This is a genomic window from Micromonospora sp. NPDC050495, assembly GCF_040655175.1.
Classification (GTDB): domain Bacteria; phylum Actinomycetota; class Actinomycetes; order Mycobacteriales; family Micromonosporaceae; genus Micromonospora.
Genome location: NZ_JBFAJK010000008.1, coordinates 84,393 through 110,601 on the forward strand (window position 1 = coordinate 84,393; position 26,209 = coordinate 110,601).

Here is a 26,209-nt window from a genome sequence, read left to right on the forward strand (position 1 = left end):
TCGACCTCACCGGGGTGAGGCTGAGGAGGCGAACCACCTGGCAGGCCATATCGGCCCGTCCCGTTCATCGGTACCGTGCTCCTCGACCGGCTGGTACGACGCTGTGGACGGACGCGGAGGGGTGCTGTGGCGCGGAGACAACGAGGCTCGTCAGCCGCGGGCGGCGGACGTCAGCGGCGCAGGTGGCTGGCCGGGCTGACCGGCGTGGCGGTCGCCTGCGCCGGGCTCGTCGGCTGCTCCGGCGACCGGAGCACCGAGCCCGTGGCGCTCGCCTCCGGCGTGGTGGACGGTGGCGGCTGGACTCTGGTCGCCTTCCGAAACGAGGCCGGTGAGCTCTGCCTCGACCTGCGGGACGCGGCGATGAAGCGCAGCTACAGCGGTGGGTGCGGTGGCTGGGCGGCGGAGCCGGGCAGTGGCGCCTACGTGGACGGCACCGGCCCCGGCGTCACGGAGTTCGCCTACGGGCCGCTGCGGGAGACGGTCGGCTCGGTGGAGGCCTCGGCAGCCGGTCGGGATCCCGTCGTGGTGCCGGCGCGCGCCATGCCGGGCGGAAGCGGGGCGGCCAAGTTCTTCGTCATGGCGTTCCCCGACGCGGCGACGGACTGGACGTACACGGCGCGAAACGCGGCCGGGGGAGTGGACCGGCTCGGCACCCGATGAGCGTCAACCAAGGGTTGACGATCTGACGTCGTCAACCTATGGTTGACGCATGAGTGAACCGTTCAAGATGACCCACCCGGTACGCCTCGACGACCTGATCGAGGGCATCAAGAAGGCGCGCACCGACGCGCTGGACCAGCTCGCCGACGCCGTGGTGATCGCCGACCACCTCGACGACGTCGCCGACCATCTGATCGGTCACTTCGTCGACCAGGCCCGCCGCTCCGGCGCCTCGTGGACGGAGATCGGCCGCAGCATGGGTGTCAGCAAGCAGGCCGCGCAGAAGCGTTCGGCCGCCAAGGCCGAGACGGCCGCGGCGCTTGATCCGAACGCCGGCTTCGGGCGGTTCACCCACCGGGCGCGCCAGGTGGTGGTGGCCTCGCAGGAGGAGGCGCGGGCGGCCGGGAACGCCGAGATCGGCCCGGGGCACCTGACGCTCGGCCTGCTCGCGGATCCGGACGCCCTCGCAGCCAAGCTGATCGAGGCCCGCGGGGTGTCGCTGGAGCAGCTCCGCGAGGCGGTCACCGCGACCCTGCCGGAACGGGTCGAGCAGGTGCCGGACCTGATCCCCTACGACGCGCGGGGCAAGAAGGTCCTGGAGCTGACCTTCCGCGAGGCGCTGCGGCTCGGCCACAACTACATCGGCACGGAGCACATCCTGCTCGCCCTGCTCGAGGAGGAGGGCGGCGACGGGGCGCTCGCCGGGCTCGGGCTGGAGAAGGACGCCATGGAGGCCGCGGTCGGCAGTGCGCTCGCCGAGATCGCCCGCAAGACGGCCTGACGGGCCTCCGGCCCGCCCTGCCCTGCCGTCCGGCCCGCCGCCTGCCCTGCCGCCCGGCCCGCCGCGCTGGCCCGCCGTCCGGGCATGAGTCGGCGGCGGGCCCGCGGCACGGGGGCGCGGGTCCGCCGGTGGATCAGTCGGCGGTCGGGAAGCCGTACCGGGCGGCGTGCTCGGGATCGGTCGGGTCGACCTGGCGGATGCCGGCGTCGGCGAGCCGCTTGTTGACCTCGTCGAGCCGTTCCCGGACCAGTCGGGCCTCCTCCTCGGTGACCCGGCCCCGGTGCGGCTTGCCGGCGTGCTCGATGGTGCCGTAGTCGACCTTCTCCGCGCCCCGGCGGGCCTTGGGCGGCTTGACCCGCTCGGCGGTCCGCAGCAGCTGCGCCATCGGCGCATCGGTGGCCATGGCGTCGAACTCGCTGGCGGTCAGCACCACCCGGCGCGGCTCGCCGTTGCCGTGCCGGTCATGGATCTCCACCACCGCCACGTCCAGCGCCGCGTCGTCGATGCTCTCCACCTCCAGCGGGGTGGCGTCCAGCTGCACGGGCCCGGCGACCAGGTCGGGGTGCTCGAGCACGACGACCTTGGCCACCTCGTCGTCGGGGCTCAGCAGCTGACCACTGAAGTCGGAGACGTGGATCGTCTTCTTGCCCATGCGCGGAGCATCTCCTGTCGTTGGCCGGGATTCGGACCAGGAGACGCTACCCGACAGGTGTTCCAACGCCGGCTCGGAGCGCCGGGGGTGTGTCGTCGCTTTCCTCCGCCGGCGGGTCGCCCCGGCGTGGGCGGCCAGCCACCGGCGCCTCAGCGGGTGTTCAGGCCGCTCCGGGTGGAGACCCGGGCCGGCAGCGCGTTCAGTTCGGCCCAGGAGAGTGGGCTCCCGGCCCGGGCCTCCCGGTAGCGGGGCTGCGCCGGGAACCGCCCGGGGTCATCGACGGCCCCCCAGCTGCGTTCGGTGTCCTGCTGGTACCGGTCATTCGGCTGAATCGGCATGACCATTACCGTCCCAGAGAAAGGTGTCCATGTATGGAAATGAATATGACGCATGATCGATGCGTCAGGTTCCCGTTGCCGGCAGCCGGAGCACGAACCGGCAGCCATCGGTGATGTTCTGCACGTCTACCCGTCCGCCGTGCGCCTCAACCAGCCCGCGCACGATTGCCAGGCCCAATCCGCCCGATCCCTCCGGCCCGCCGTCGCCCGGGCGCGGGGTGCGCGCCGGCTCACCACGGAACGCCACGTCGAACAGCCGGGGCAGGTCGTCCTCCGGAATGCCGCCGCAGGTGTCCGCCACGGCCAGCCACGCGGTGTCCGCGTCGCGGCCGGCGTCAACGCGTACCGTGCCGTCGTCCGGGGTGTAGCGGATCGCGTTGAGCAGCAGGTTGCCCACCGCGCGGGCCAGTTCCGGCTCGCTGGCGACCACCGTCGGCCAGCCCGACTCGGCGGCGACCAGCCGGATCCGGCGGGCGGCGGCCAGCGGCGCCGTGCTGGCCAGGGCGTCGGACACCACGTCGCCCAGCGGCACCGCCGACAGCGACAGCCGCAGCGCGCCCGCGTTGATCCGGGACAGTTCGAACAGGTCGTCGACCAGCCGGGTCATCCGGTCGGTCTCCACCCGGATCCGCCGGTGGTACTCGGCCACCGTCACCGGGTCGCCGACCACGCCGTCCTCCAGCGCCTCGGCCATCGCCCGCAGCCCGGCGAGCGGGGTGCGCAGGTCGTGCGACACCCAGGCGACCAGGTCCCGGCGGCCCTTCTCGACCCGGCGTTCCCGCTCCCGCGCCTGGTCGGCCCAGACCGCCGCGGCGGCGAGCCGGCGGCCGAAGAGCAGCCCGACCGCGAGGCTCACCACGGCGGCGGCGGAGACCGTGATCAGCACGACCTCCAGGTCGTGCCGGGAGAGGAACATCGCCTCGGCGACCACCGCCACTCCGGCGGCCACCGCGGCCACCGTCATGGTCAGCAGCACGAAGATGTGCCCGGTGATCGACCGGACGCGCAGCAGCCGCAGGGCGACCGCGCCGGCCAGCCCGACCGCGAGCGCGGCGAGCAGCGCGGCCCCGAAGATCAGCGCCAGGTCACCCATCGGCCCGCTGGTACCGGTAGCCGACGCCCCACACGGTGAGGATGCGTCGGGGGTTCGCCGGGTCGACCTCGATCTTCTCCCGCAACCGCCGGACGTGGACGGTCACCGTGGACTGGTCGCCGAAGTTCCACCCCCACACCCGGTCCAGCAACTCGGCCCGGCGGAACGCCCGCGCCGGGTGGCGCATCAGGTGGGCGAGCAGGTCGAACTCGCGCACGGTGAGGGCCAGCTCCCGGCCGTGCAGGCGGGCCACCCGGGGCCCGGTCGCCACCTCCAGGCCGTCGTCGCGCAGCACCGCCGGGGCGACGGCGGCCGGCTCGCCGCCGGCGCGGCGCAGCACCGACTGGACCCGCAGCACCAGCTCGCGGGGGGAGAACGGCTTGCTCAGGTAGTCGTCGGCGCCGAGTTGCAGGCCGAGCACCCGGTCCGCCTCGTCGCCGCGCGCGGTGAGCATCACGATGGGTACGCCGTCCGGGCGCTCCCGCAGCCGGCGGCAGACCGCCAACCCGTCCAGCCCGGGCAGCATCAGGTCCAGCACCACCAGGTGCGGCGGTTGGCGGGCCACGGCGGCCAGCGCGCCCAGCCCGTCGCCGACGTGGTCGACCTCGTAACCGGCGTGCGTCAGGTAGCGGCAGACCACGTCGGCGACCGTCCGGTCGTCGTCGACCACCAGCACCCGCTGCGTCACCGCGTACCTCCCGTCGCGCGGCCAGCCTAGCCAGGTCAGGCCGGGTCGAACCATTGCCAGGTTCTTACGTCGGCCGTCGCGGATCCGCCGCGCCGGGCCGCGCGGCCCGGCGTACCGTGATCACGAACGCGACGGCGGGCGGGGGAGGAGGTGGGCCGCGGTGCTCGACCGGCGGTTGTTCCTGCACCTGGCGACCTGGCTCGGGCAGTGGCCGGCCGGCCCGGGGCTGCACGTGGTCCGCTCGCACCGCCGCGCCCGGCCGGCGTGGGACGGCCGGCTGCGCCCCGCGATCGCCGTGGCCGCACCCGACTGCGCCGTCCTGTCGGTGCCGCCCGACCGGGTCGGCGCCGTCCGGGCTCTGGTCCGCGAGCGGGCGCGGGCGGAGCTGCTGCCCGTGCTGCCGGCGGTGGTCGGCGCTCCCGAGTTCGCCGCGCACACCGGTTCGTTCCGCTGGTGCACCGCCCCGGCGCGGCTGCCGGACGCCGGCGAGTGGGAGCCGCCGACCGGGCCCTGGCTGCCGCCCTGGCTGCGCCTGTTCGACCGGGAGGTGCTGGTGGTCCGGGACGACGACGGGCGCTACCTGGCGGGCGTCGGCATCAAGCGGCACGACGCGTACGGGCACGAACTGGCCGTCGGCACGGTGCCGGCGGCCCGGGGGCGGGGGCTGGCCCGGCGGCTGGTGGCCCGGGCGGCCCGCCGGGTGCTCGACGAGGGGGCGGTCCCGACCTACCTGCACGACGCCGGCAACCACGCCTCGGCCCGGGTGGCCGAGGCCGCCGGCTTCCCGGACCGGGGCTGGACGTCGTTCGGGGTCTTCCCGCGCTGACCGGACGCGGGGCGGCGGTCCCGCCCGGGCCGGCGGTGCCGCGGGCCGGGCAACGGGCGCGGACCGTGGATCCCGGGCCGGATCCACGGTCCGCAGCCTTCTCCTCCCAGGTCCCGTTGTTTGGTAACGCTAGGTGTCGAAAAAGGTGCGAGCAAGGGGTGTTGAGCGGATTTCCGCTGTCCGGTAGTGGACTTGACCTGCGATAAGGCCAGATTCAGGTCCGGAGCGGTCGGTGACGGAGCGTATGGATGAGGCCGGGCGCCCGGCGGGTCACCGGCCGCCGCAACACCGGTCCCGTGCGCGCGACAAGACCTGAACACGGTCAACAAGCGTGAGTGACGTACCCGCCGGGTAGGGTGCCGGGCGGCGGCATCGGCGCGGGACACGGGCGGGTCATGGAAATCGGTACGCGGGACGCGGGGCCCGGACGGGTGGTCGTCACCCCCGCCGGCGACCTCGACCTGGCCGGCGTGCCGGCGTTCGACCGCGCGTTCGCGGCCGTCCTGGACCGGCCCGGCCTGGCGGCGGTCGAGGTCGACCTCGGCGCCGTCGGGTTCGTCGACTCGACCGGGGTGGCCGCCCTGTTGCGCGCCGCGGCGGAGGCCGTCGGTCGCGGCGCCACCCTGCGGGCGACCCGTCCCCGGCCGGTGGTGGCCCGGGTGCTCCGGATCACCGCGGTCGACGTCCTGCTCGGCCTTCCCGGCGGCGCGGGCGACGACAGCCCGAGCGCCGGCCGCGGCTGGCGCAAGCTGCGCTGAGCCGCCTCAGGGCTCCGTCCGCTCAGCCGCCTCGCCGGACCACTCCAGCAGCACCAGGCTGGCGTCGTCGCGGGGCGGGCCGTCGGCGTGCGCGGTCACGGCGCGGATCAACCGGCGCAGCGTCTCGGGCGCGGGCAGGCCCGACCCGGTGTGCCGTTCGGCGAGGTCCGCCAACCGGGGCAGCCCGAACATCTCCCCGGCCCGGCTCCGCGCCTCGGTGACCCCGTCGGTGTAGAGCAGCAACCGGTCGCCCGGCTCCAACCGCACCTCGTCCGGGGTGGTGGTGGCCGGCGCCAGGCCGAGCGGCAGCCGCCGCCCGCCGGTCAGCGCGCGCACGGCCCGGCCGTGGCGCAGCAGCACCGGGGCGGGATGGCCGGCGTTGACGTAGCGCAGCCGCCCGCTGTCCAGGTCGACCTGGGCCAGCACGGCCGTCACGAACCGCCCGTCCGCCCACTGGCTGCGCAGCGCCGCGTCCATGGCCGCCGCCAGCTCCGGCAGCCCGGGCTGGACCCGCCGGGCGGCCCGCAGCGCGGCGAGCGCCACCGAGGTGGTCAGCGTCGCCGGGAGGCCGTGCCCGACCCCGTCCAGGACGGCGAGGGTGAGCCGGCCCCCGTCCAGGGCGTAGTCGAAGGCGTCGCCGCCCACCTCGTAGCAGGGCTCGAGGACCGCGCTGACCACGAACGTGTCGGTGGCGAAGGTCAGCGGCGGCAGCAGTTGCCAGAGCAGCTCGGCGGAGACCGCCATCGGCCTGCTGCGCCGCACCCGGTGCAGCGCGTCGGCGTAGCGCAGCTTGCCGGCCAGCAGGTGCCCGACCAGCCCGGCAATGGCCCGCGCGCCGTCCCACACGCTGCCGTCGCCCGGGTCCGACCCGGCCGGCAGGACGAACTCCAGCAGGCCCAGCCGCTCGGTCCCGTCCACCACCGGCACCCAGAGCCGGCCGTCCTGCCCGGCCCGGATCCGCACCTCCGTGTACGCCCGGCCGGGCAGGCTGGCGTCCACCGGCAGGGGTTCGGGCCGGGGGCGGCCCGGGGCGGTCACCGGGCGCAGCAGGTCCTGCTCCACGTCGATCAGGTAGGCCGTGGCGGTGACGCCGAGCGGGCGCAGCGCCTCGTCGATCGCCGCCGGCAGCCGGTCCGGTGGGACGCGGTGCGACCGGGACAGCAGGTCGGCGAGGGCGCGGAGCCAGGCGTCGGTGGTGGCCACCCGGAACAAGTACCCACCGCGGCCCGGTTCACCCGGTCAGACCGAGCACCTCCGCCGCGGCGTGCCCGTTGGCGTGGCTGGCGCCGTACGTGCTGACGAAGGCGCGGGCGCCGGCCGGCCGCCAGTCACCCGGCCAGCCCATCTCGACCACGATCACCGGGTGCGCGGCGGCCAGCGCCGTGACCAGCTCGCGCGCCCCCGGCAGCCGGTGCAGGTGGCGGCCGACCAGCACGATCGGCCGGTCCCCGGCGCGCCGGCGCAGCTCGTCCGGCGCGGTCTCGCCGGCGACGGCGCGGACCTCCTCGACCCCGCGCAGGTGCGGACCCAGCCCCCACGGCACCCGCCCCTCGGCGATGGTGGAGGTGGCGTGCACCTGCACCACGAGCGGCCGAACCAGGCCGGTGAGGTCGCCCTCGACGCGGACCGCGCGCAGCGCGGCGGCGTACCCGAGGCCGTCCGCGGTGGCGGCCGGTACGCCGGGGCCGGGCCGGTGGCTCGCCAGCTCGGCGGCCCGGCCGGCGGCCTGCTCGACCCGGGCCCGGTCCAGCCGGCCGTCGCCGAGCGCGCCGACGATCTCGGTGACCACCAGCTCGACCAGCCCGGCGTCGACCTTGGCGCCGATGCAGAGCAGGTCCGCCCCGGCGGCCAGGGCGCGGACCGCCGCCGGCCCGGTCCCGCCGGCGGCCAGGGCGGCGCCCTTCATCTCCAGCGCGTCGGTGATCACGGCGCCGGTGAAGCCGTACTCGTGCCGCAGCAGGTCGACCAGGACCGCCCGGCTGAACGTCGCCGGCCCGTCGCCGGTCAACGCCGGCACCCGGATGTGCGCGGTCATGATCGCCCGGACCCCGGCGTCGATCACCGCCGCGAAGGGGGGCAGGTCCCGCTCGCGCAGCACCGCCGGCGGCACGTCCACGGTCGGCAGCTCGTAGTGGGAGTCGGCGACCGTCGCGCCGTGCCCCGGGAAGTGCTTGGCGCAGGCGGCCACCCCGGTCGACTGGAGGCCGGCGACCGCGGCGGCGGAGTGGCGGGCCACCCGGGCCGGGTCGGCACCGAACGAGCGGGTGCCGATCACCGGGTTCTCGTCGGCGCTGTTCACGTCGACCGTGGGGGCGAGGTCGAGGGTGAGGCCCAGGGCGGCCAGTTCGGCGCCGATCGCGGCGTACACCTGGCGGGTCAGGGCCGGGTCGTCGACCGCGCCGAGCGCGGCGTTGCCCGGGTACGGGCTGCCGGTGGCGTGGGCCAGCCGGGTGACGTCGCCGCCCTCCTCGTCGATCGCGAGGATCACGTCCGGGCGACCGGCGCGCAGCGCGGCGGTGCTGGCCGCCACCTGGGCCGGGTCGTGGATGTTGGTGCCGAACAGCGTGTGCCCGGCGAGCCCCTCGGCGAGCAGGTCGACCGCCCAGTCGGGCGGGACCGGTCCCGGGTACGCGGCCAGCAGGGTGCCCAGCGCGAGGCGGCGCAGTCCCGGATCGGATCCCACGAGTCTTCCCCTTTCCCTGCCGGGTCGTCCGACGACTCCGTACCGGGGCGGCCGATACGCTAGCGGGCGCCCCGCTGCAGGCGTTTGGTGGTTAGCAAACTTTACTGAAAATTGAGGACGTGGCATGAGTGCGACCCGGCTGCCCGGCACCCCCCGCCTGTTGCGGGCGCTGAACGACCGCGCGGCGCTGGAGCTGCTCCTCGAGCGCGGGCCGCTCACCCGGGCCCGGCTCGGCGAACTCACCGGGCTGTCCAAGGTCACCGCCTCCCAGCTGGTCGAACGGCTGGAGGAGCGCGGGCTGGTCGCCCGGGTGGGCGAGCAGGCCGGCGGGCGGGGCCCGAACGCCCAGCTCTACGCCGTCCGCCCGGGCAGCGCCTACGTGGTCGGCGTGGACGTCGGCGCCGAGCGGGTGGTGGCCGCCTGCGCGGACATCACCGGCACGGTCGCCGGCCGGGCCGAGCAGTCGACGAAGGACACCGACGACCCGGTCGGCGTGGTGCACAACGCCGTGATGCAGGCGGCCAGCAGCGCCGGCGCGGAGCTGTCCAGCGTGCGCCGGGTGGTGCTGGGCACCCCCGGCCTGGTGGACCCGGGCAGCGGCGACATCACCTTCGCCTTCAACCTGCCGCGCTGGCACAGCGGGCTGCTCGCCGCGCTCCGCGAGGACCTGCGCATCCCGGTGGTCTTCGAGAACGACGTCAACCTGGCCGCCGTCGCCGAGGCGCAGTCCGGCGCCGCCCAGGAAACCGGGGACTTCGTGCTGGTCTGGGTGGACGCGGGCGTCGGCCTGGCGATCATGTTGGGCGGGCGGCTGCACCACGGCAGCAGCGGTGCGGCCGGCGAGATCGGTTACCTCCCGGTGCCCGGCGCACCCATCCCGCGCGACGTGTCGAAGCGGGCCAAGCCGGCGTTCCAGCAGCTCGCCGGGGCCGACGCGGTCCGGGCGGTGGCCAGCGAGCACGGCTTCCCGGCCGAGCACGCCGCCGACGCGGTCCGCGCGGCGGTCGCCGCCGGTACGGCCGGTGGCCCGATGCTGGACGAACTGGCCCGCCGGCTGGCCCTCGGCGTGGCCAGCACCTGCGTGGTGCTGGACCCGCCGCTGGTGGTGCTCGCCGGCGAGGTGGGCCGGGCCGGCGGGGCGGCGCTGGCCGAGCGGGTGCAGCACGAGGTGGCGGCGATCACGCTGGTCCGGCCGCGGGTGGTCAGCACCGGCCTCACCGAGGAGCCGATCCTGCGGGGCGCGCTGCGGACCGCGCTGGACGCGGTGCGCGACGAGGTGTTCGGCTCGACGGTCGGCTGACCGCCCGTCGCCCGCCACCCCTGCCGCCATGTGAAGGAATTCTTCACGACGCGGCATTGGTCTGCAAGGAGTTGCCGGTGCGGCCCCCGGGGGCCGCACCGGCGGCTCAGATCAGGTCCCGCCGGCGGAACGCGGCGAACGCGGCCACCACCAGTGCCACGGTCAGCCCGACCAGCACCACCATCCCGGGGGCCCAGCCGACCGTGTAGGAGGCGTCGCAGAACGTCTCGGTCACCCGCGCGCAGGACGCGCTGTCGAAGAACCGGACCTCCCCGGCCAACCAGGCGCCCAGGTAGGTGGAGAGCATCAGCCGCTCCGGGCGACTCACCGAGAGGATGTCGAACACCAGCCGGGCGCCCAGCTCCCACACCACCAGGTACGCCGCGACGGTGCCGAGCGCCGCCGAGGTGTGCCGGCCCAGGGTGGCGATGGCGAACCCGAGCGCCGCGGCGAGCAGCACCAGCACCATGCCCCGCCCGTGGGTGACCCCGAGCGCGGCCCAGTCCGGCCGCCCGGGCCGCCCGGCGAGCTGGCCGATCAGCCAGAACACCGCGAGGTACGCCGCCGACGCCACGACGGCCAGCACCAGCACCGCGCCGAGCAGGGTGCCGAGCTTGGCGCCGAGCACGGCCCGCCGCTGCGGCCGCCACAACAGCAGGTTGACCACCCCGCCGGAGTTCAGGTCCGCACCGATGTACGAGGCGCCGACCAGGAACCCGAAGAGCGCCAGGAACGCGATGAGGAAGTAGAGCAGCCCTTCCGCCTCCTGGCCGAAGACGAACACCCCGCTCAGGTAGTCCGCCGTCATGGGCAGCCGCTCCATGAGGGCCGGGTCCACCTCGGAGCAGTTCCGGGGGATGTAGTCGGTCTCCACCGGGGTGACCGTGCCCGCCTTGATCGCCAGGCAGCGGTCGTGCTGCAGCTCCAGCTCGCGTACCGCCTCGGCCGCCTGCGCCTGGGCCTGGCTCAACTCGGCCACGCTGGGCCGGTGCGACCCGCCCAGGGTGGTCACCACGGTCACCGCGAAGGCGCCGAGCAGCAGCACCACCATCAACTGCACGAAGCGGCGGGCGGCCAGCCGCTCCAACTCGGCACGGACCAGCCTCACGCGCCCACCTCCCGGGTCTCGCGTACGTCGAGGTCGATGAGCGGGCCGTCCGGCCCCTCGGGCGGGACCCCACCGTCCACCTGGCGGGGCACCGCCGGCTGCGGGTGGGCGCCGGTCAGTTCCAGGAAGACGCTCTCCAGGTCCGGCCGGAGCGGGACCAGCTCGCGTACCCACAAGCCCTGCTCGCCCAGGGTGCGGCTGATCAGCTCGGGGTCGTCCACACCGGTGACCACCAGGTGGTCGGCGAGGGTGGTGACCGACACCCCGGCCATGCCGAGCAGTTCGGCGGCCTGCTCGGGCGCCGCCACCCCGACCCGCCACTGGTGCTGGTCGAAGCCGGCCAGCACCTCGTCGACCCGGCCGTGGGCCACCCGGCGGCCGCGGCTGATGATCGTCACGTGGTCGCAGATCAGCTGGATCTCGGCCAGGATGTGGCTGGAGAGCAGCACGGTGACCCCGGCCGCGGCCAGCGACCGCATCAGGTCCCGCATCTCCCGGATCCCGGCCGGGTCCAGGCCGTTCGCCGGCTCGTCGAGGATGAGCAGCTCGGGGTTCTTCAGCAGGGCCGAGGCGACCGCCAGCCGCTGCCGCATGCCCAGCGAGTAGCCCTTGACCCGCTCGCCACCCCGGTCGCGCAGCCCCACCTGCTCCAGCACCTCGTCCACCCGGCTGGTGGGCACCCCGCCGGCGACGGCCAGCAGCCGCAGCGTCTTACGGGCGGTGAAGTTGCCGAAGAACTGGGGGCTCTCCACGATCGCGCCGACCCGGCCGGCCACCTCCGGCAACCGCTCGGGCGAGCTGGCCCCGAGCACGCTCATCCGCCCCTCGTCGGCCCTGACCAGCCCGAGCAGGGCGCGCAGCGTGGTGGTCTTGCCGGAGCCGTTGGGCCCGAGGAAGCCGTGGATCTGCCCGGCCTCGACCAGCAGGTCGAAGCCGTCGACGGCGACCCGCCGCCCCTGACGTGCGGTGTGGAACGACTTGCGCAGCCCGGCGATCTCGATGACCGCGTTCATCGGCGCCGCTCCTGGCAGCGGTCGGGCATCAACGACCTCCCGGGCGAGGTGAGCAAGGGCATGGCGACCCACCATATGGCGGTGACGCCGCCCGTGGGGGGCACCTCGCGGGCTGCGTGGTTGGATGGACCGGTGACTCGTGACCTGATCCCCGGCGCCGCCGGCGCCCCCGCCGCCCCCTCGCACGTGGACGCGGATCTGGTGGTCAGCCTCGACGGGGTCGGCGTCAAGCGCTCCGGCACCGCGCTGGTGCGCGACGTCGACTGGCGGGTCGAGCTGGACGAGCGCTGGGTGGTGCTGGGCCCGAACGGGGCCGGCAAGACCACCCTGCTCAACCTCGCGGCTGGTCGGCTGCACCCGACCACCGGGACCGCGTACGTGCTCGGCGAGCGGATCGGCCGCACGGACGTCAACGAGCTGCGGACCCGGATCGGGCTCTCCACCGCCACCCTGGCCGAGCGGATCCCCGCCGACGAGCGGGTCGCCGACGTGGTGGTCACCGCCGCGTGGGCCGTCGTGGGCCGCTGGCGGGAGAACTACGACCGCGCCGACGAGGCCCGCGCGCACGCGCTGCTGAGCCAGCTCGGCATCGGCCACCTCGCCGACCGGGCCTACGGCACCCTGTCCGAGGGGGAGCGCAAGCGGGTGCAGATCTCCCGGGCCCTGATGACCGACCCCGAGCTGCTGCTCCTCGACGAGCCGGCCGCCGGGCTCGACCTGGGCGGGCGCGAGGACCTGGTCGCCCGGCTCGCCGAGCTGGCGTACGACCCGGACGCCCCGGCCCTGGTGCTGGTCACCCACCACGTCGAGGAGATCCCGCCCGGCTTCACCCACGCGCTGCTGCTGCGCGAGGGTGGGGTGGTGGCCCAGGGCCTGCTCTCCGAGACCCTCACCGCCGACAACCTGTCGAAGACCTTCGGCCTGCCCCTGGTCGTCGAGCGGGCCGGCGAACGCTGGACCGCCCGGGCCGCCTGAGCCGACGGAGGAACACGTGCGGCAGACCCGGGTGGCCGTGGTGGGCAGCGCCAACATGGACCTGGTCGGCACCGCCCCCGCGCTGCCCCGGCCGGGCGAGGCGGTGCTGGGCAGCGAGTTCGTGATGCTCCCCGGCGGCAAGGGCGCCAACCAGGCCGTCGCCGCGGTCCGGGCCGGCGCGTCCTGCGTCTTCCTCGGCGCCATCGGGTCGGACGCCTTCGGGGTGACCCTCAAGGCGCGGATCACCGCCGCCGGCGTGGACACCAGCCAGCTCCGGGTGGTCTACGGCGCCTCCGGGGTCGCCCTGGTCCTGGTCGGCGCCGCCGGCGAGAACGCGATCCTGGTCACCCCCGGCGCGAACGGCGCGTTCACCGGCCTCACCGCGGCCGAGCTGGCCGCCGTACGCGAGGCGGACGTGCTGGTCGCGCAGCTGGAGGTGCCGGTCGAGACGGTGACGGAGGCGGCCGTCGCGGCCCGCGCGGCCGGCACCCGCGTGGTGCTCAACGCGGCGCCCGCCCGGCCGGTGCCGGCGGAGCTGCTGGCCGCCGTGGACCTGCTGGTGGTCAACGAGAGCGAGGCGCACACGCTGACCGGCCGCGGCCTGGACGAGCCGACGGCGCTGCTGGAGCTGGTGCCCCGGGCGGTGGTCACGCTCGGCGGCAACGGCGCCTGGTACGTCGACCGGGCGGGGCACGCGACGCACGTGCCGGCGGTCCGGGTCGACGTGGTCGACTCCACCGCGGCCGGCGACGCCTTCACCGCCGCCCTCGCGGTGGCCTGGGGCGAAGGGCGCGAACTGCTCGACGCGGTGCGCTGGGCGGCGGCCGCCGGCGCGGCCTGCGTACGCCGGCTCGGCGCCTCGGTGGCGCTGCCTTACCGGGCCGAGATCGACGAGCTCTACGCCCGGCCGGCCTGACCCGCGGGCCGCTTCCCGCAGGCCGCGCCGGCCCGGAACGCCCGCCGGTACGCCGACGGTGCGGTCCGCATCGCCCGGCCGAAGTGGTGCCGGTAGGTGACCGGGCTGTCGAACCCGACGGCGGTTGCGATCTCCGCCACCGGCGCGTCGGTCGTCTCCAGCAGGGCCAGGCTGGCCCGGACCCGCTGGTCGAGCAGCCAGCGGATCGGGCTGGTCCCGGTGGCCCGGGCGAAGTGGCGCAGGTAGCTGCGGGTCGACATGTGCGCGTGCCGGGCCAGCGCCGCCACGGTCAGCGGCTCGGCCAGGTGCCGGACCGCCCAGGCCATGCTGGCCGAGATCCGGTCGTCGTCCGGGTCCACGCTCACCGGCGCCTCGATGAACTGGGCCTGCCCGCCGTCCCGGTGCGGCGGGATGACCAGCCGGCGGGCCACCGCGTTGGCCACCGCCGCGCCGAGGTCGCGGCGGACCACGTGCACGCAGAGGTCCAGCCCGGCGGCGCTGCCGGCGCTGGTGAGGATGTCGCCGTCGTCGAGGTAGAGCACGTCCGGGTCGACGGTGACCGCCGGGTGGCGGCGGGCCAGCAGGTCCGCGTACCGCCAGTGGGTGGTGGCCCGCCGCCCGTCGAGCAGACCCGCCCCGGCCAGGGCGAACGCCCCGGAGCAGATCGACATCAGCCGGGCGCCCCGACGGTGCGCCCGGCGCAGCGCGGCCACCAGCTCCGGAGACGGGTCGGCGGTCACGTCGGGCACCCCGGGCAGGATCACCGTGCCGGCCGCCGCCAGCTCCGCCAGGCCGTACGGGGTGTGCAGGGCGGCGCCGCCGACCACCGGCACCGGCCCGGGGCGCTCCGCGCAGACGGTGAGCCGGTACCACTCGACGCCCAGCTCGGGCCGGGGCAGCCCGAAGACCTCGGTGACGATGCCGGTCTCGAAGACGGACATCCCCGGGTAGGCGAGCACCGCCACGCTCCGGTCCACGGCAGCCATGGCGGGATGTTAACGGTGGTCGGCGATCACGCCACTCCCAGGGCCGGCGGGACGAGCCGCAGGATCGAGGCATGACCTTCGACGTACCGCCGGCCGACCCGGCGACCGCCGCCGCCCACTTCCTCGCCCGGCTCAGCTTCGAGACCGACGTCAGCGACGTGCACGCCGCCCTGGAGGCCGGCCGGCCCGGCCTGGTGGTGGTCGACTCGCGGGGCGACGCGGCCTGGCGGCAGGGACACCTGCCGGGGGCCGTGCACCTGCCCACCGCGCAGATCGCCACCCGGGCCGCGGCGGTGGTGCCGCCCGGATCGACCGTGGTCACCTACTGCTGGGGGCCGGGCTGCAACGGCGCGACCCGGGCCGCGCTGGAGTTCGCCCGGCTCGGCTGGCCGGTGCGGGAGATGATCGGCGGCTTCGAGTACTGGGCCCGGGAAGGGCTGCCGGTGGTCACCCCGGAAGGGACCGTCCGCCGCCGGGTGGACGAGCTGACTGCGCCCCGCTCCGCCGTGGTCTGCGACTGCTGAGGCGCGGCTGCCGTTCAGTTGGCGGCGGCGTCGCGGTCCGGTTCGTCGGTGAGCCGCTCGCCCCGGCGGCGCAGCATGCCGAGGCCCGGGATGCCCGCCACGGCCAGCTTGAGGTCGCGGGTGACGGCGAGCAGGTCGTGCAGGTCCGGGCCGACCCGGTCCAGGGTGGCCAGGATCGGCAGCACGTCCGAGGTCAGGTGCTCCTTGAGCTTCGGCAGCTCGTCGACGAGCCGGATGGCGGCGGTCACCTCCTCCGGGCTGAGTTGCTCGACGAAGCGGGCCGCCATCGGCGCGGCCCGGCGCAGCGCGGGCTCGTACGCCGCCAGCAGTTCGGTGGCGGTGCCGGCCGCCTGCTCGGCGGCGGTCACCGTGCCGGCGGCCCGCCCGGCCACCGCCTCGACGTCGGCGACCACCACCCCGGCCGTACGCGCCACCCGCTCGGCCTCGCCGACCACCACGCCAGCGGCGGCGGAGACCTGCTCGGCCTCGCCGACCACCACGGCGGCGGCCGCGGCGACCTCGGTCGCCGTACCGATCGCCTCGGTCGCGGCGGCGCTGATCACGGCGACCTCCCGGACCGCCCCCTCCGCGTCGGTGAGTACCCGGTCGGTGCGGTCCAGGGTCTCCTCGATCCGGTCGACCACCCCGTTGATCCGGCGCAGCAGCGCCTCCACCTCGTCGAGCACGGCGAAGGCGCGGGCCGGTACGGCGGCGAACGCGGCGGCCGAGCCGAGCGCCTGGTCCAGGGCGGAGCGGGTGAGCCCGACGACGGCGCCGGGCCGGGGGAGCGGAATCGCCATGCCCACCAGTGTGCGTGGTCCCGGCCAGCGCCGCCGGGTGGCGGGGTGCGGCGGCGGCCACACCCGCGCCGGCTCGGAGGCGAGGTCAGGGCCGGAGTTCACCCTGCTGCTCGATCGCCCGCTGCACCGCCCGGTAGATCTGCCCGAACCGCAACGCGTCCGGCGTACGCAGCAGCAGCACCTCCTGCCCGTGGTGCTGCACCCACAGCTCGTGCACCCGACTGCCCCGCTCGTAGGAGCGGTCGAGCCAGCCGAGCGGCAGCTCCAGGAACGGGGCGAGCACCAGCCCGACCGCCACGAACGCGCCCAGGACGAGCAGGGCCAGCTTCCAGTTGCCCCGGTCCTGGGCGGCCCAGGCCAGCGAGAGCACGCAGACCAGGGCGACCAGCGGCGGCAGCGACAGGAGCAGGACCAGCACGCCCCGGCCGAGGACCCGTCCCCGCACCGCCAGGGTGGTCACGCCGCGCGCGTGCCAGACGTACCCGAGGTCGGCGAGCCGGACGACGTGGCCGCCGGCGTGGATGGCCTCGGAGGTGACCTGTACGGCGTCGTCCCGGTAATAGAGGACCATCACTAAGCCTAACCACCCGACTTCAAGCCCGGATCGTGCGGTTTCCGGCGGCTCCGACGGCGGATTGCCGGCGGCTTCCTACCGCGACTCCCCACGGCGGATGTTCGACGGCTTCCTACGGCGAATCCCCACGGCGGATCGCCCGCAGCTCTCGCCCGCAGCTCTCGCCGGCAGCTCTCGCCGGCAGCTCTCGCCCGCAGCTCCCGCCGGCGGGCCATCGGCCGGCGCGAGGGCTGGACGAGGGCTGGACGGGGGCCGTATCTCGGCGCGGGCCTGCGGGATCGTTGGGGCCGGGGTGGGTTCATGGCCCCTGTGGAGCTGAGTCGTTCGCGATATCGCCGCGCCGGTCGCCACCGCCCCTGCCGGCCCGGAGCGGGCGCACGAGAGCCTCCGGGCCGGGCCGGCGAGTCGTTGGTGATATCAGCTCCAAAGGCAACGAACGACCTCACCGGAGGCAGCGCAGCGTGGAGCGGCGCAGCGTGGATCGGCGAAAAATGGCGGCGGTGCAGCGTGGGGCGGTGCAGGGTGGGGGCGGTACCGGGTGGAGGCGCTGCAGGGTGGGGCGGCGGGCCCTGGGGCGGCGGGACGTGGGACGGGCGCAGTGTGGGGGCGGCGCAGCGTGCGGGCGGCGCAGCGTGGAGCGGCACGGCGTGGGGCGGCGGGACGTGGGGCGGCGCAGGGTGGGGGCGGTGCAGGGTGGGGGCGGCGGGGCGTGGAGCGGCGTGGCCGACCTGGCCCGGGTAGCGTCGCCGGCATGGCGGAGCGGGGCGGGGCCGGGACGGTCGGGAGCGAGCAGGAGCGCAACGTCGAGGTGGTCCGGCGGTATCTGCGGACCTTCGTCACCAAGGATCTGGCCGAGCTGGCCGAGGTGGTCGCCGAGGACGTGGAGATCTACGGCTCCGGCACGGCGGTGCGCGGCCGGCACTACCCCGAGGCGGCGGTCTCCTCGCCCGGGCTCACCGTGCTCGACCAGGAGATCCGGGAGATCTTCGCCGCCGAGGACCGGGTGGTGGTGTCGCTGGCGCAGACGTACCGGCGGGACGCGACGGGCGCCACCACGGTGCAGAGCGCCTGCAAGATGTACCGGCTGGCCGGCGGGCGGATCGTGCAGTTCTGGGGCGAGCAGGACACCTACGGCCTGCTGCGCGGCCTGGGTCTGCTGCCGGACGCGCCGATCACCTTCGACTGAGGCGTCTGCTCCATCGCCCGCTGCATGGCCCGGTAGATCTTCCCGAACCGCAGCGCGTCGCGGGTCTGCAGCAGCCGCACCGGCTGCCCGCGCCAGCGCGCCCACATCTCCAGCTCCCGGCTGCCCCGGGCGTAGGAGCGGTCCAGGCGCTCGAAGAGCACGTCGGCGAGCGGACCGACGCCGAGGCCGATCAGCACCGAGGCGCCCACGATGGCGATCGTGACCACGGCGGAGCGGTGCAGCCAGACGGCCAGCCCGATGCCGAGCACGGCGGCCACGAGCGGCCCGGCCAGGGCGGCGCCGACGGCGCCCCGCCCGGCGAGCACCCGCCAGGAGCGGCCGCCCCGCCGGTGCCACACCATGCCCAGCTCGGCGAGCGGATAGGTTCGGCCGTCGACCCGCAGCGCGGTGGAGGTCACCTGCACCGCTCGATCGTCATAGTAGGTGGTCATGGCCTCACTCCGGGTGTCGCGGCTGCGGCAACTCCAGCTCGGCGCGGCTGACGCCGGGCAGCGACCTGGAGCCGTCGATACCACACTGTCTACCCCAACGAGCCGGGTCGTAAGGTTGGCACGCGACTTCGACGAGGAAGTGAGGGCAGCGTGGGCGAGCTGGTCAGGCTGGAAGTGAAGGACGGCATCGGCACCATCCGGCTGGAGCGGCCGCCGATGAACGCGCTCAACACCCAGGTGCAGGAGGAGTTGCGCGCCGCCGCGGCCGCGGCCACCGCCGACGCCGAGGTCCGCGCGGTCATCGTGTACGGCGGGGAGAAGGTCTTCGCGGCCGGCGCGGACATCAAGGAGATGGCCGACATGTCCTACGTGGACATGGCGGAGCGGGCCGCCGACCTGTCCAGCGCGCTCGGCGCGATCGCCCGGATCCCCAAGCCGGTGGTCGCCGCGATCACCGGATACGCCCTCGGTGGCGGCTGCGAGCTGGCCCTGGCGTGCGACTGGCGGATCGTGGCCGAGGACGCCAAGCTCGGCCAGCCCGAGATCAAGCTGGGCATCATCCCGGGCGCCGGGGGCACCCAGCGGCTGGCCCGGCTGGTCGGCCCGGCCCGCGCCAAGGACCTGGTCATGACCGGCCGGATGGTCGACGCGCGGGAGGCCCTGCGGATCGGCCTGGCCGACCAGGTGGTCCCGGCCGCCGAGGTCTACCAGGCGGCCGTCGCCTACGTGACGCCGTTCCTGACCGGTCCCGTGCAGGCGCTGCGGGCCGCCAAGCTGGCCGTCGACGGCGGCCTGGACATGGACCTCAACTCGGGTCTGGCCTGGGAGAGCCAGCTCTTCGCGGCGCTCTTCGCCACCGAGGACCGGCGCGAGGGAATGGTCGCCTTCGTCGAGAAGCGCAAGCCCGGCTTCACCGGCCGCTGAACCGCGTTCCCGGGTCGGCGGCGCCACCCGCCGCCGACCCGAGAGCTGTTCACATCTCGCCTACCGGCCAGTAGCGTGTGACTCCGGTCCTGGACGAAGGGGAGTGACCATGACGGAACGGGTCGAGGGGCACGGCGGGGAGCTGGCGCTGGCGGCGCTCCGCGCGCACGGCGTACGGGAGATGTTCACCCTCTCCGGCGGGCACGTCTTCCCGCTCTACGACGCGGCGCACCGGACCGGCTTCCCGATCTACGACGTCCGGCACGAGCAGTCCGCGGTCTTCGCCGCCGAGGCGGTCGCCAAGCTCCAGCGTCGGCCCGGCCTGGCCGTGCTCACCGCCGGCCCCGGCGTCACCAACGGCGTGTCCGGCCTGACCAGCGCCTACTTCAACGCCTCCCCGGTGCTGGTGCTCGGCGGGCGGGCCCCGCAGTTCCGCTGGGGCTCCGGCAGCCTCCAGGAGATGGACCACCTGCCGCTGGTCGCCCCGGTCACCAAGCACGCCGAGACCGTGTTCGGCGCCGACGACATCCCGCGCGCCGTGTCCGCGGCGCTGACCACGGCGCTCACCCCGCACCGCGGCCCGGTCTTCCTCGACTTCCCCCTCGAGGCGGTCTTCTCCGTCGGCGACGCCGAGCTGCCCGCGGTCACCCCGGTCGCCCCGATCGAGGCCGACCCGGAGGAGGTCACGAAGGCGGCCCGGCTGATCGCCGCCGCGTCCCGCCCGGTGATCATCGCCGGCTCCGACGTCTACGCGGGCGACGCGGTCGACGCCCTGCGGGCCGCCGCCGAGTCCCTCCAGGTGCCGGTCTTCACCAACGGCATGGGCCGGGGCGCCCTGCCGCCGCAGCACCCGCTCGCCTTCGCCAAGGCCCGCCGGGTCGCGCTCAAGGGCGCCGACGTGGTCGTGGTGATCGGCACCCCACTGGACTTCCGGCTCGCCTTCGGCGACTTCGGCGACGCCCGGGTGGTGCACGTGGTCGACGCGCCGAGCCAGCGCGCCGGGCACGTCACGCCGGCCGCCGCCCCGGCCGGCGACCTCCGGCTGATCCTCACCGCCTTCGCCGACCACCCCGGCGACCGGGCCGACCACGCCGGCTGGATCGCCGAGCTGCGTACCGCCGAGGACGCCGCGAAGGCCCGCGACGCCGAGGCGATGGCCGCCGACTCCGACCCGATCCGCCCGGCCCGGGTCTACGGGGAGCTGCGCAGGGTGCTCGCCCCCGACGCGATCACCATCGGCGACGGCGGCGACTTCGTCTCGTACGCCGGGAAGTACCTGGAGCCGGCCCAGCCCGGCACCTGGCTCGACCCCGGCCCGTACGGCTGCCTCGGCACCGGCCTGGGGTACGCCATGGGCGCCCGGGTCAGCCACCCGGACCGGCAGATCTGCGTGCTGATGGGTGACGGCGCGGCCGGGTTCTCGCTGATGGACGTCGAGTCCCTGGCCCGGCAGCGGCTGCCCGTGGTCATCGTGGTCGGCAACAACGGCATCTGGGGGCTGGAGAAGCACCCGATGCGGGCCATGTACGGCTACGACGTCGCCGCCGACCTCCAGCCCGGCCTGCGCTACGACCGGGTGGTCGAGGCGCTCGGCGGCGCGGGCGAGACGGTGGAGAAGGCCGCCGACCTCGGCCCGGCCCTGGCCCGCGCCTTCGACGCCGGCGTGCCGTACCTGGTCAATGTGCTGACCGACCCGGCCGACGCGTACCCCCGCTCCTCGAACCTGGCCTGATCTCGACACCGCGACCGCCGTCGCCGGGTGACCGGTGGCGGCGGTCGCGTCGTGCTGCCCGGGGCTAAATCAGCGGAATGTCAGCGGCCGTCGCCGTAACGTCAGCGCCGTCGCTCATCGTGGGGTGACCACCGAGAACGACAGGAGTTGTCGATGACATACGCGATCCGCGCGGAGGGTCTGGTGCGCCGCTTCGGCGCGACCACCGCGCTGGCCGGCGTGGACCTGGCGGTGCCCACCGGGACCGTGTTCGGGCTGCTCGGGCCGAACGGCGCGGGCAAGACCACCGCCGTCCGGGTGCTGGCCACCCTGCTCGCCGCCGACGAGGGGCATGCCACCGTCGGCGGGTACGACGTGCGCCGCGAGGGCCACCGGGTGCGCCAGCTGATCGGTCTCACCGGCCAGTACGCCTCGGTGGACGAGAACCTGACCGGCACCGAGAACCTGCTGCTGATCGGCCGGCTGCTCGGGCTGTCCCGGGCCGACGCCCGGACCCGGGCCGGGCAGCTGCTCGCCGACTTCCAGCTCACCGACGCCGCCGCCCGGGCGGCCAAGACCTACTCCGGCGGCATGCGCCGCCGCCTCGACCTGGCGGCCAGCCTGGTCGGCCGGCCGCAGGTGCTCTTCCTCGACGAGCCGACCACCGGCCTCGACCCGCGCAGCCGCAACGAGCTGTGGGACATCGTCCGCACCCTGGTCGCCGACGGGGTGACCGTGCTGCTGACCACGCAGTACCTGGAGGAGGCCGACCAGCTCGCCGGCGAGATCGCCGTGGTCGACCACGGCCGGGTCATCGCCCAGGGCACCCCCGAGGAGCTGAAGGCGAAGGTGGGCGGGCAGGTGCTCGCCGTCCGGCCGGCGGACCCGGCCGACCTGCCCACGGTGCTCGCCGTCGCCGGCGAGGTGGCCCGGGCCACCCCGGAGGTGGCCAACCAGACCGTCACCGTCGGGGTCAGCGACCCGGAGGTGCTGCCCGCCGTGGTCCGCCGCCTCGACGACGCCGGGGTACGCGTGGCCGAACTGGCCCTGCGCGGCTCCAGCCTCGACGAGGTCTTCCTCTCCCTCACCGGCCACCGGGCCGAGGAGGACACCCCGACCCTGGAAGGGAGCCCGGCATGAGCACCCTCACCGCCACCGCGTCCCCGGTCGCGCCGGCCCGCAGGCCGGGGCTGCTCGCCGGCGTGCGGCACACCCTCACCCTGGCCTGGCGCAGCCTGGTGCAGATCAAGCACAACCCGATGGAGCTGCTCGACCTGAGCGTGCAACCGGTCATGTTCGTGCTGCTGTTCACCTACGTCTTCGGCACGGCGATCTCCGGCTCACCCGGGACGTACCTGAAGTTCGCGCTGCCCGGCATCATCGTGCAGACCGCGCTCTTCGCCACCATGACCACCGGGTTCGGGCTCAACCAGGACCTCACCAAGGGCGTCTTCGACCGGCTCCGCGCGCTGCCGGTGGCGCGCTGGGCGCCGCTGGCCGGCCGGATCGTCGCCGACACGGTCAAGCAGGCCTGGTCGCTGGCGCTGCTGCTCGGGGTCGGCATGATCCTCGGGTTCCGGCTCGGCAACGGCCCGGCCGGGCTGCTCGGCGCGCTGGTCCTGCTGCTCGTCTTCTCCCTCGCCGCCTCGTGGATCTCGGTGCTGGTCGGCGTGCTGGTCAGCGAGCCCGACAAGGTGCAGATCTTCGGTTTCACGGTGATCTTCCCGTTGACCTTCACCAGCAACGTCTTCGTGCCGACCGACCAGATGCCGACCTGGTTGCAGCACTGGGTGGAGGTCAACCCGGTGACGATCCTGGCCGACGCGCTGCGCGGGCTGCTGGTCGGCGGGCCGGTGGCCAGCCCGGTCGGGCAGTCGCTGCTCTGGGCCGCCGGGATCCTGCTGGTGTTCGCGCCGCTGTCGGTGCGGGCGCTCAGCCGCCGAGTGTGACCCGGACCGCCTCGGCGGCGGTCTCCAACCGGTAACCCAGGCCGCCCGCGTACGCCTCGGCGAAGCCCGCCTCGCCGAGCGAGGCGCGGGCGGCGGCCTCCACCGCCGGGCGGTCCAGGATGGCGTGGTCCGGGCCGCCCCGCACGCCGCTCGCCGCGCCCAGCAGCGCGGCGGCGGCGGCCGGGCGGCGCAGCCGGACCGCCAGGTCGGCGTAGCCGACCAGCACCGCGCCGACGACCGGGGCGTCCTGCGAGCCGAGGGCCAGCTCCAGCGCCCGGTCGTGGTGGGTGCGCGCGGCCACCAGATCCCCGTCGAGCGCGTCCAGCATGGCCAGGCTGGTGGCGTGCAACGCCCGCCACTGCGGCGCGACCGTCCGGTCGCCGATCAGCCGGAAGCTCTCCCGCAGGCAGTCCCGCGCCCCGGCCCGGTCGCCCTGCGCGCGCAGCACCTCCGCCCGGCCGTGCGCCACCGCCGCCCGGGTCTCGTCGGAGCCGCTCGCCGCCTCCCGCGCGGCCTCGGACAGCACCGCCAGCGCCCGGTCGTGGTCCCCGCGCCGCCACAGGTTGTGTGCCAGCCGCAGCCGCATCTCCGGTACGTCGTCCTGGACTCCCAGCTCCTCGAAGTAGCCGAGCGCCTCCTCGTGGAACGGGGTGGCTCGGGCCGCCTCGCCCCGCCGGTCCAACAGGTCGGCCAGCGAGGTGAGGACGAAGGACATCCCCCAGCGGTCCCCGACCATGCGGAAGTGGTCGAGCGCGATGCGCAGGTCCGCCTCGGCCGCCTCGTCGGGCAGGCCCGCGTTCAACGTGGTGTGCGCCTGGAACAGCCGGGCGGTGCCGGCCACCCACGGGTCGGGGTCGGCGAAGAGCGCGGCCAGCTCGTTCGGGGCCTGCGGCGGCAGCCCGTGGCGGAACGCCGCGACGACCAGCCCGACCAGCCGCAGCACGGGATGCCGCGACTCCTGGCCGACGGACAGCTCCGCCGCCTGCTCCAGCCAGCCCATGCCGGTGGGCACGTCGTTGCGGGTGGAGATCAGATTCAGCGCCGCCATGGTCAGGGCCACCGCGAGCCGGTCCGGGGCGGTCCGGCCGGCCAGCCCGGGCAGCGCGAAGACCTGGGCGGCCAGCTCCGCGCCCTCGGCCCGCTGGCCGCTGAGCCACCAGTACCAGCCGAGCGTGGCGGCGTACCGGACGGCGACCGGGGCGTCCCCGGTGGCGACGGCGTACCGCAGGCCGGCGTGCAGGTTGTCGTGGTCCGCGGCGAGCCGGCGCAGCCAGTCGAGCTGCGCGCCGGTACGCAGCCACGGCTCGGCGGTCTCGGCGAGCGCCAGGTACTCGGTGGCGTGTGCCCGCCGGAGCCGGTCGGCCTCGCCCGCCTCGGCGAGCCGGTCCAGCCCGTACTCCCGGATGGTCTCCAGCATCCGGTACCGCGGCTCGCCACCGCCCGCCACTACCAGTGACTTCTCCACCAGCGCGGCGAGCCGGTCGAGCACGTCGGCGACGGCTCCCGGCCCGGCCCCGTCGGCCGTCCCGTCGGGCGGGTCGGCGCAGACCCGCTCGATCGCGTCGAGGGTCGCGCCGCCGGCGAAGACGGCCAGCCGCCGCCACAGCGCCCGTTCCCCGCCGTCGAGCAGGTCCCAGCTCCAGTCCACCACCGCGCGCAGCGTCTGGTGGCGGGGCAGCGCGGTCCGGCTGCCGCCGGTGAGCAGCCGGAACCGGTCGTCCAGCCGGGCGTCGACCTGCGCCGCGGTCATCCCGCGCAGCCGGGCGGCGGCCAGCTCGATGGCGAGCGGCATGCCGTCCAGGGCGCGGCAGATCCGCACCACCGGGCCGACCGTGCCGCCGTCCACCGCGAAGTCCGGGCGGGCCGCGCCGGCCCGGTCGGCGAAGAGCCGCACCGCCGGGTACGCCAGCGCGGTCGCCGGGTCGGCGTCGGCCGGCGGCAGCGCCAGCGACTCGACCGGGCACAGCGCCTCGCCGGTGACGCCCAGCGGCTCCCGGCTGGTGGCCAGTACCCGTAGTCCCGGCCCGGCGGTGAGCAGCCGTTCGGCCAGCGCCGCCGCCGCGTCGAGCAGGTGCTCGCAGTTGTCCAGCAGGAGCAGGGCGGTCCGGCCGGCGAGCGCTTCGACGAGCCGGTCGACCGGATCGGCCGGTTCGGGAGCGCCGCGCCCGGCGCGGGCCAGCAGCGCGTGTTCGCGCAGCCCCAGCGCGGCGAGGACGGCCGGCGGCACCTCGGCCGGGTCGGTGACCGGGGCCAGTTCGACCAGCCACACCCCGCCCGGGAAGCGCCCGGCCACCGCCCGGCCCGACTCCACGGCCAGCCGGGTCTTGCCCGCCCCGCCCGGGCCGGTGAGCGTGGCCAGCCGGTGCCGGTCGAGCAGCGCGGCGACCCGCGCCACCGCCTCCGCCCGCCCGACGAAGCTGGTCAGGGTGGCGGGCAGGTTGCCGGCCTGGGGCGCCCGGTGAGCCGGGACGGTCGGCGGGGCCGGCTCGGCCGGGGCGGTCGGCGGGGCCGAGCCGGCCGGGGCGGGCGCGGGTGCCGGGTCGGCCGGGGCGGCCGGCGGCGTGCCACGGAGGATCTCCAGGTGCAGGGCGGCCAGCCCGGGTCCGGGATCGGTGCCGAGGGTGTCGGCCAGCGCGCTGCGCAGCCGGCCGTACTCGGCCAGCGCCTCGGCCGGCCGGCCGGCCCGGTGCAGGGCCCGGATCAGCAGCTCGGCCAGGCGTTCCCGCAGCGGGTGGGCGGCGGCCAGCTCGCGTAGCTGGGGCAGCAGGGCCGCCGGCACCTCCGCCGTGGCCAGGCCCGCCTCGACCAGGTCCTCGGTGGCGGCCAGTCGCAGCTCGGTGAGGCGGGCCACCGGGGCCCGGGCGAAGTCGGCCTCGGCCACGTCGGCGAGGGCCGGCCCCCGCCACAGCGCCAGCGCCTCGGCGAGTTGCCGGCGCCCGCCGGCCGGGTCCGCGGCGAGCCGGGTCCGCCCGGCCAGCACGGCGGTCTCGAACCGGTGCAGGTCGACCTCGTCCGGCGCGACCGCCAGCCGGTAGCCGCCGGGCCGGGCCTCCACGGGCAGCCCGGGCGCGGCGCGGCGTAGCCGGGAGACGAGGGCCTGCAACGCGTTGGCGGGCCCCGCCGGGGGGTCGCCCGCCCAGACCTGGTCGGCCAGCCGCCCGACGGTGACCGTGCGGCCCGGCTCCAGCGCCAGCAGGATCAGCAGCCGGCGCAGCCGGGCGCCGCCGACCTCGACCGGTGTGCCGGCGTCGGTGCGCAGCTCCAGGGGCCCGAGCAGGTTGATCCGCACGGCGTCGATTCTGCCCGCCCGGG

Annotated in this window: 26 protein-coding genes; 13 read left to right on the plus strand and 13 right to left on the minus strand. The window is 75.7% G+C overall.

Going from position 1 to position 26,209, the window contains the following annotated elements:
• Positions 1 to 204: 204 nt before the first annotated feature.
• Both AB0I11_RS11695 and AB0I11_RS11700 read left to right on the plus strand, forming a co-directional pair.
• On the plus strand, positions 205 to 660 hold the full coding sequence (locus tag AB0I11_RS11695; protein ID WP_357317389.1) for a hypothetical protein: 456 nt from the start codon (positions 205 to 207) through the stop codon (positions 658 to 660).
• A 49-nt stretch (positions 661 to 709) separates the two neighbouring features.
• On the plus strand, positions 710 to 1,441 hold the full coding sequence (locus AB0I11_RS11700) for a Clp protease N-terminal domain-containing protein (RefSeq protein WP_357317392.1): 732 nt from the start codon (positions 710 to 712) through the stop codon (positions 1,439 to 1,441).
• 133 nt (positions 1,442 to 1,574) lie between these two features.
• On the opposite strand, the gene AB0I11_RS11705 is transcribed toward AB0I11_RS11700, so the two are convergent.
• The 4 genes from AB0I11_RS11705 to AB0I11_RS11720 all read right to left on the minus strand — a co-directional run bounded on the left by AB0I11_RS11705 (position 1,575) and on the right by AB0I11_RS11720 (position 4,212).
• Entirely contained in the window at positions 1,575 to 2,093 is a 519-nt protein-coding gene (locus AB0I11_RS11705; protein WP_357317395.1) for a hypothetical protein, read from the minus strand.
• Between the two features lie 149 nt (positions 2,094 to 2,242).
• Positions 2,243 to 2,431, minus strand: coding sequence for a DNA repair protein (locus AB0I11_RS11710; protein WP_357317398.1), 189 nt, complete (start codon positions 2,429 to 2,431; stop codon positions 2,243 to 2,245).
• A gap of 64 nt (positions 2,432 to 2,495) precedes the next feature.
• Positions 2,496 to 3,524, minus strand: a complete 1,029-nt coding sequence (locus AB0I11_RS11715; protein ID WP_357317401.1) for an ATP-binding protein — start codon at positions 3,522 to 3,524, stop codon at positions 2,496 to 2,498.
• Entirely contained in the window at positions 3,517 to 4,212 is a 696-nt protein-coding gene (locus AB0I11_RS11720) for a response regulator transcription factor (protein WP_357317405.1), read from the minus strand. The genes AB0I11_RS11715 and AB0I11_RS11720 overlap by 8 nt, the downstream gene beginning before the upstream one ends.
• Before the next feature lie 160 nt (positions 4,213 to 4,372).
• Here AB0I11_RS11720 and AB0I11_RS11725 point away from each other — a divergent pair, with 160 nt between their 5' ends.
• Both AB0I11_RS11725 and AB0I11_RS11730 read left to right on the plus strand, forming a co-directional pair.
• Positions 4,373 to 5,038 (plus strand): GNAT family N-acetyltransferase, encoded by a 666-nt coding sequence (locus AB0I11_RS11725; RefSeq protein WP_357317408.1) that lies wholly within the window; start codon positions 4,373 to 4,375, stop codon positions 5,036 to 5,038.
• 395 nt (positions 5,039 to 5,433) lie between these two features.
• Positions 5,434 to 5,796, plus strand: coding sequence for an STAS domain-containing protein (locus AB0I11_RS11730; protein WP_357317411.1), 363 nt, complete (start codon positions 5,434 to 5,436; stop codon positions 5,794 to 5,796).
• Positions 5,797 to 5,802: 6 nt separating this feature from the next.
• On the opposite strand, the gene AB0I11_RS11735 is transcribed toward AB0I11_RS11730, so the two are convergent.
• Both AB0I11_RS11735 and AB0I11_RS11740 read right to left on the minus strand, forming a co-directional pair.
• Entirely contained in the window at positions 5,803 to 6,999 is a 1,197-nt protein-coding gene (locus AB0I11_RS11735; protein WP_357317416.1) for a PP2C family protein-serine/threonine phosphatase, read from the minus strand.
• A 28-nt stretch (positions 7,000 to 7,027) separates the two neighbouring features.
• Positions 7,028 to 8,479, minus strand: coding sequence for a glycoside hydrolase family 3 N-terminal domain-containing protein (locus AB0I11_RS11740; protein ID WP_357317420.1), 1,452 nt, complete (start codon positions 8,477 to 8,479; stop codon positions 7,028 to 7,030).
• 124 nt (positions 8,480 to 8,603) lie between these two features.
• Between AB0I11_RS11740 and AB0I11_RS11745 the strand changes: the two genes are divergently transcribed.
• Positions 8,604 to 9,779: an ROK family transcriptional regulator gene (locus AB0I11_RS11745; protein WP_357317423.1), complete on the plus strand. Its 1,176-nt coding sequence runs from the start codon at positions 8,604 to 8,606 to the stop codon at positions 9,777 to 9,779.
• A gap of 106 nt (positions 9,780 to 9,885) precedes the next feature.
• Here the strand turns inward: AB0I11_RS11745 and AB0I11_RS11750 are convergent, their stop codons facing one another.
• Together AB0I11_RS11750 and AB0I11_RS11755 are read right to left on the minus strand one after the other, a co-directional pair.
• Entirely contained in the window at positions 9,886 to 10,887 is a 1,002-nt protein-coding gene (locus AB0I11_RS11750; RefSeq protein WP_357317428.1) for an ABC transporter permease subunit, read from the minus strand.
• Positions 10,884 to 11,900 carry an ATP-binding cassette domain-containing protein gene (locus AB0I11_RS11755; RefSeq protein ID WP_357317431.1) on the minus strand — a complete coding sequence of 339 codons (1,017 nt, stop codon included), beginning with the start codon at positions 11,898 to 11,900 and terminating at the stop codon, positions 10,884 to 10,886. Before AB0I11_RS11755 ends, AB0I11_RS11750 begins: the two co-directional genes overlap by 4 nt.
• A gap of 75 nt (positions 11,901 to 11,975) precedes the next feature.
• On the opposite strand from AB0I11_RS11755, the gene AB0I11_RS11760 reads away from it, so the two are divergent.
• Both AB0I11_RS11760 and AB0I11_RS11765 read left to right on the plus strand, forming a co-directional pair.
• A complete protein-coding gene (locus tag AB0I11_RS11760) occupies positions 11,976 to 12,875 on the plus strand; it encodes an ABC transporter ATP-binding protein (RefSeq protein ID WP_357317790.1) in 900 nt (299 codons plus the stop codon).
• A gap of 16 nt (positions 12,876 to 12,891) precedes the next feature.
• Positions 12,892 to 13,791, plus strand: coding sequence for a ribokinase (locus AB0I11_RS11765; RefSeq protein ID WP_357317434.1), 900 nt, complete (start codon positions 12,892 to 12,894; stop codon positions 13,789 to 13,791).
• On the opposite strand, the gene AB0I11_RS11770 is transcribed toward AB0I11_RS11765, so the two are convergent.
• The gene (locus tag AB0I11_RS11770; RefSeq protein WP_357317437.1) at positions 13,773 to 14,777 is read right to left on the minus strand and encodes a helix-turn-helix domain-containing protein; all 1,005 of its coding nucleotides are present in this window, start codon (positions 14,775 to 14,777) and stop codon (positions 13,773 to 13,775) included. The two genes, AB0I11_RS11765 and AB0I11_RS11770, sit on opposite strands and share 19 nt — an antisense overlap.
• Before the next feature lie 71 nt (positions 14,778 to 14,848).
• Between AB0I11_RS11770 and AB0I11_RS11775 the strand changes: the two genes are divergently transcribed.
• On the plus strand, positions 14,849 to 15,301 hold the full coding sequence (locus AB0I11_RS11775; protein WP_357317440.1) for a rhodanese-like domain-containing protein: 453 nt from the start codon (positions 14,849 to 14,851) through the stop codon (positions 15,299 to 15,301).
• Positions 15,302 to 15,315: 14 nt separating this feature from the next.
• On the opposite strand, the gene AB0I11_RS11780 is transcribed toward AB0I11_RS11775, so the two are convergent.
• Positions 15,316 to 16,101 (minus strand): hypothetical protein, encoded by a 786-nt coding sequence (locus AB0I11_RS11780; protein WP_357317443.1) that lies wholly within the window; start codon positions 16,099 to 16,101, stop codon positions 15,316 to 15,318.
• Positions 16,102 to 16,186: 85 nt separating this feature from the next.
• Complete coding sequence (locus AB0I11_RS11785) at positions 16,187 to 16,672, minus strand: DUF6232 family protein (RefSeq protein ID WP_357317448.1); 486 nt, start codon at positions 16,670 to 16,672, stop codon at positions 16,187 to 16,189.
• 754 nt (positions 16,673 to 17,426) lie between these two features.
• Here AB0I11_RS11785 and AB0I11_RS11790 point away from each other — a divergent pair.
• Positions 17,427 to 17,861 carry a nuclear transport factor 2 family protein gene (locus tag AB0I11_RS11790; RefSeq protein ID WP_357317451.1) on the plus strand — a complete coding sequence of 145 codons (435 nt, stop codon included), beginning with the start codon at positions 17,427 to 17,429 and terminating at the stop codon, positions 17,859 to 17,861.
• Here AB0I11_RS11790 and AB0I11_RS11795 read toward each other — a convergent pair.
• Entirely contained in the window at positions 17,804 to 18,313 is a 510-nt protein-coding gene (locus AB0I11_RS11795) for a DUF6232 family protein (RefSeq protein ID WP_357317454.1), read from the minus strand. The genes AB0I11_RS11790 and AB0I11_RS11795 overlap by 58 nt on opposite strands.
• 150 nt (positions 18,314 to 18,463) lie before the next feature.
• Here AB0I11_RS11795 and AB0I11_RS11800 point away from each other — a divergent pair, with 150 nt between their 5' ends.
• The 4 genes from AB0I11_RS11800 (at position 18,464) to AB0I11_RS11815 (ending at position 22,897) form a co-directional block, all read left to right on the plus strand.
• Positions 18,464 to 19,237, plus strand: a complete 774-nt coding sequence (locus AB0I11_RS11800) for an enoyl-CoA hydratase-related protein (RefSeq protein ID WP_357317457.1) — start codon at positions 18,464 to 18,466, stop codon at positions 19,235 to 19,237.
• Between the two features lie 109 nt (positions 19,238 to 19,346).
• The gene (locus tag AB0I11_RS11805) at positions 19,347 to 20,969 is read left to right on the plus strand and encodes an acetolactate synthase (RefSeq protein WP_357317460.1); all 1,623 of its coding nucleotides are present in this window, start codon (positions 19,347 to 19,349) and stop codon (positions 20,967 to 20,969) included.
• Between the two features lie 153 nt (positions 20,970 to 21,122).
• A complete protein-coding gene (locus tag AB0I11_RS11810) occupies positions 21,123 to 22,088 on the plus strand; it encodes an ATP-binding cassette domain-containing protein (RefSeq protein WP_357317463.1) in 966 nt (321 codons plus the stop codon).
• Entirely contained in the window at positions 22,085 to 22,897 is an 813-nt protein-coding gene (locus AB0I11_RS11815) for an ABC transporter permease (protein ID WP_357317466.1), read from the plus strand. Before AB0I11_RS11810 ends, AB0I11_RS11815 begins: the two co-directional genes overlap by 4 nt.
• Here the strand turns inward: AB0I11_RS11815 and AB0I11_RS11820 are convergent.
• On the minus strand, positions 22,881 to 26,186 hold the full coding sequence (locus AB0I11_RS11820; protein ID WP_357317469.1) for a BTAD domain-containing putative transcriptional regulator: 3,306 nt from the start codon (positions 26,184 to 26,186) through the stop codon (positions 22,881 to 22,883). The two genes, AB0I11_RS11815 and AB0I11_RS11820, sit on opposite strands and share 17 nt — an antisense overlap.
• Between the last annotated feature and the right edge of the window lie 23 nt (positions 26,187 to 26,209).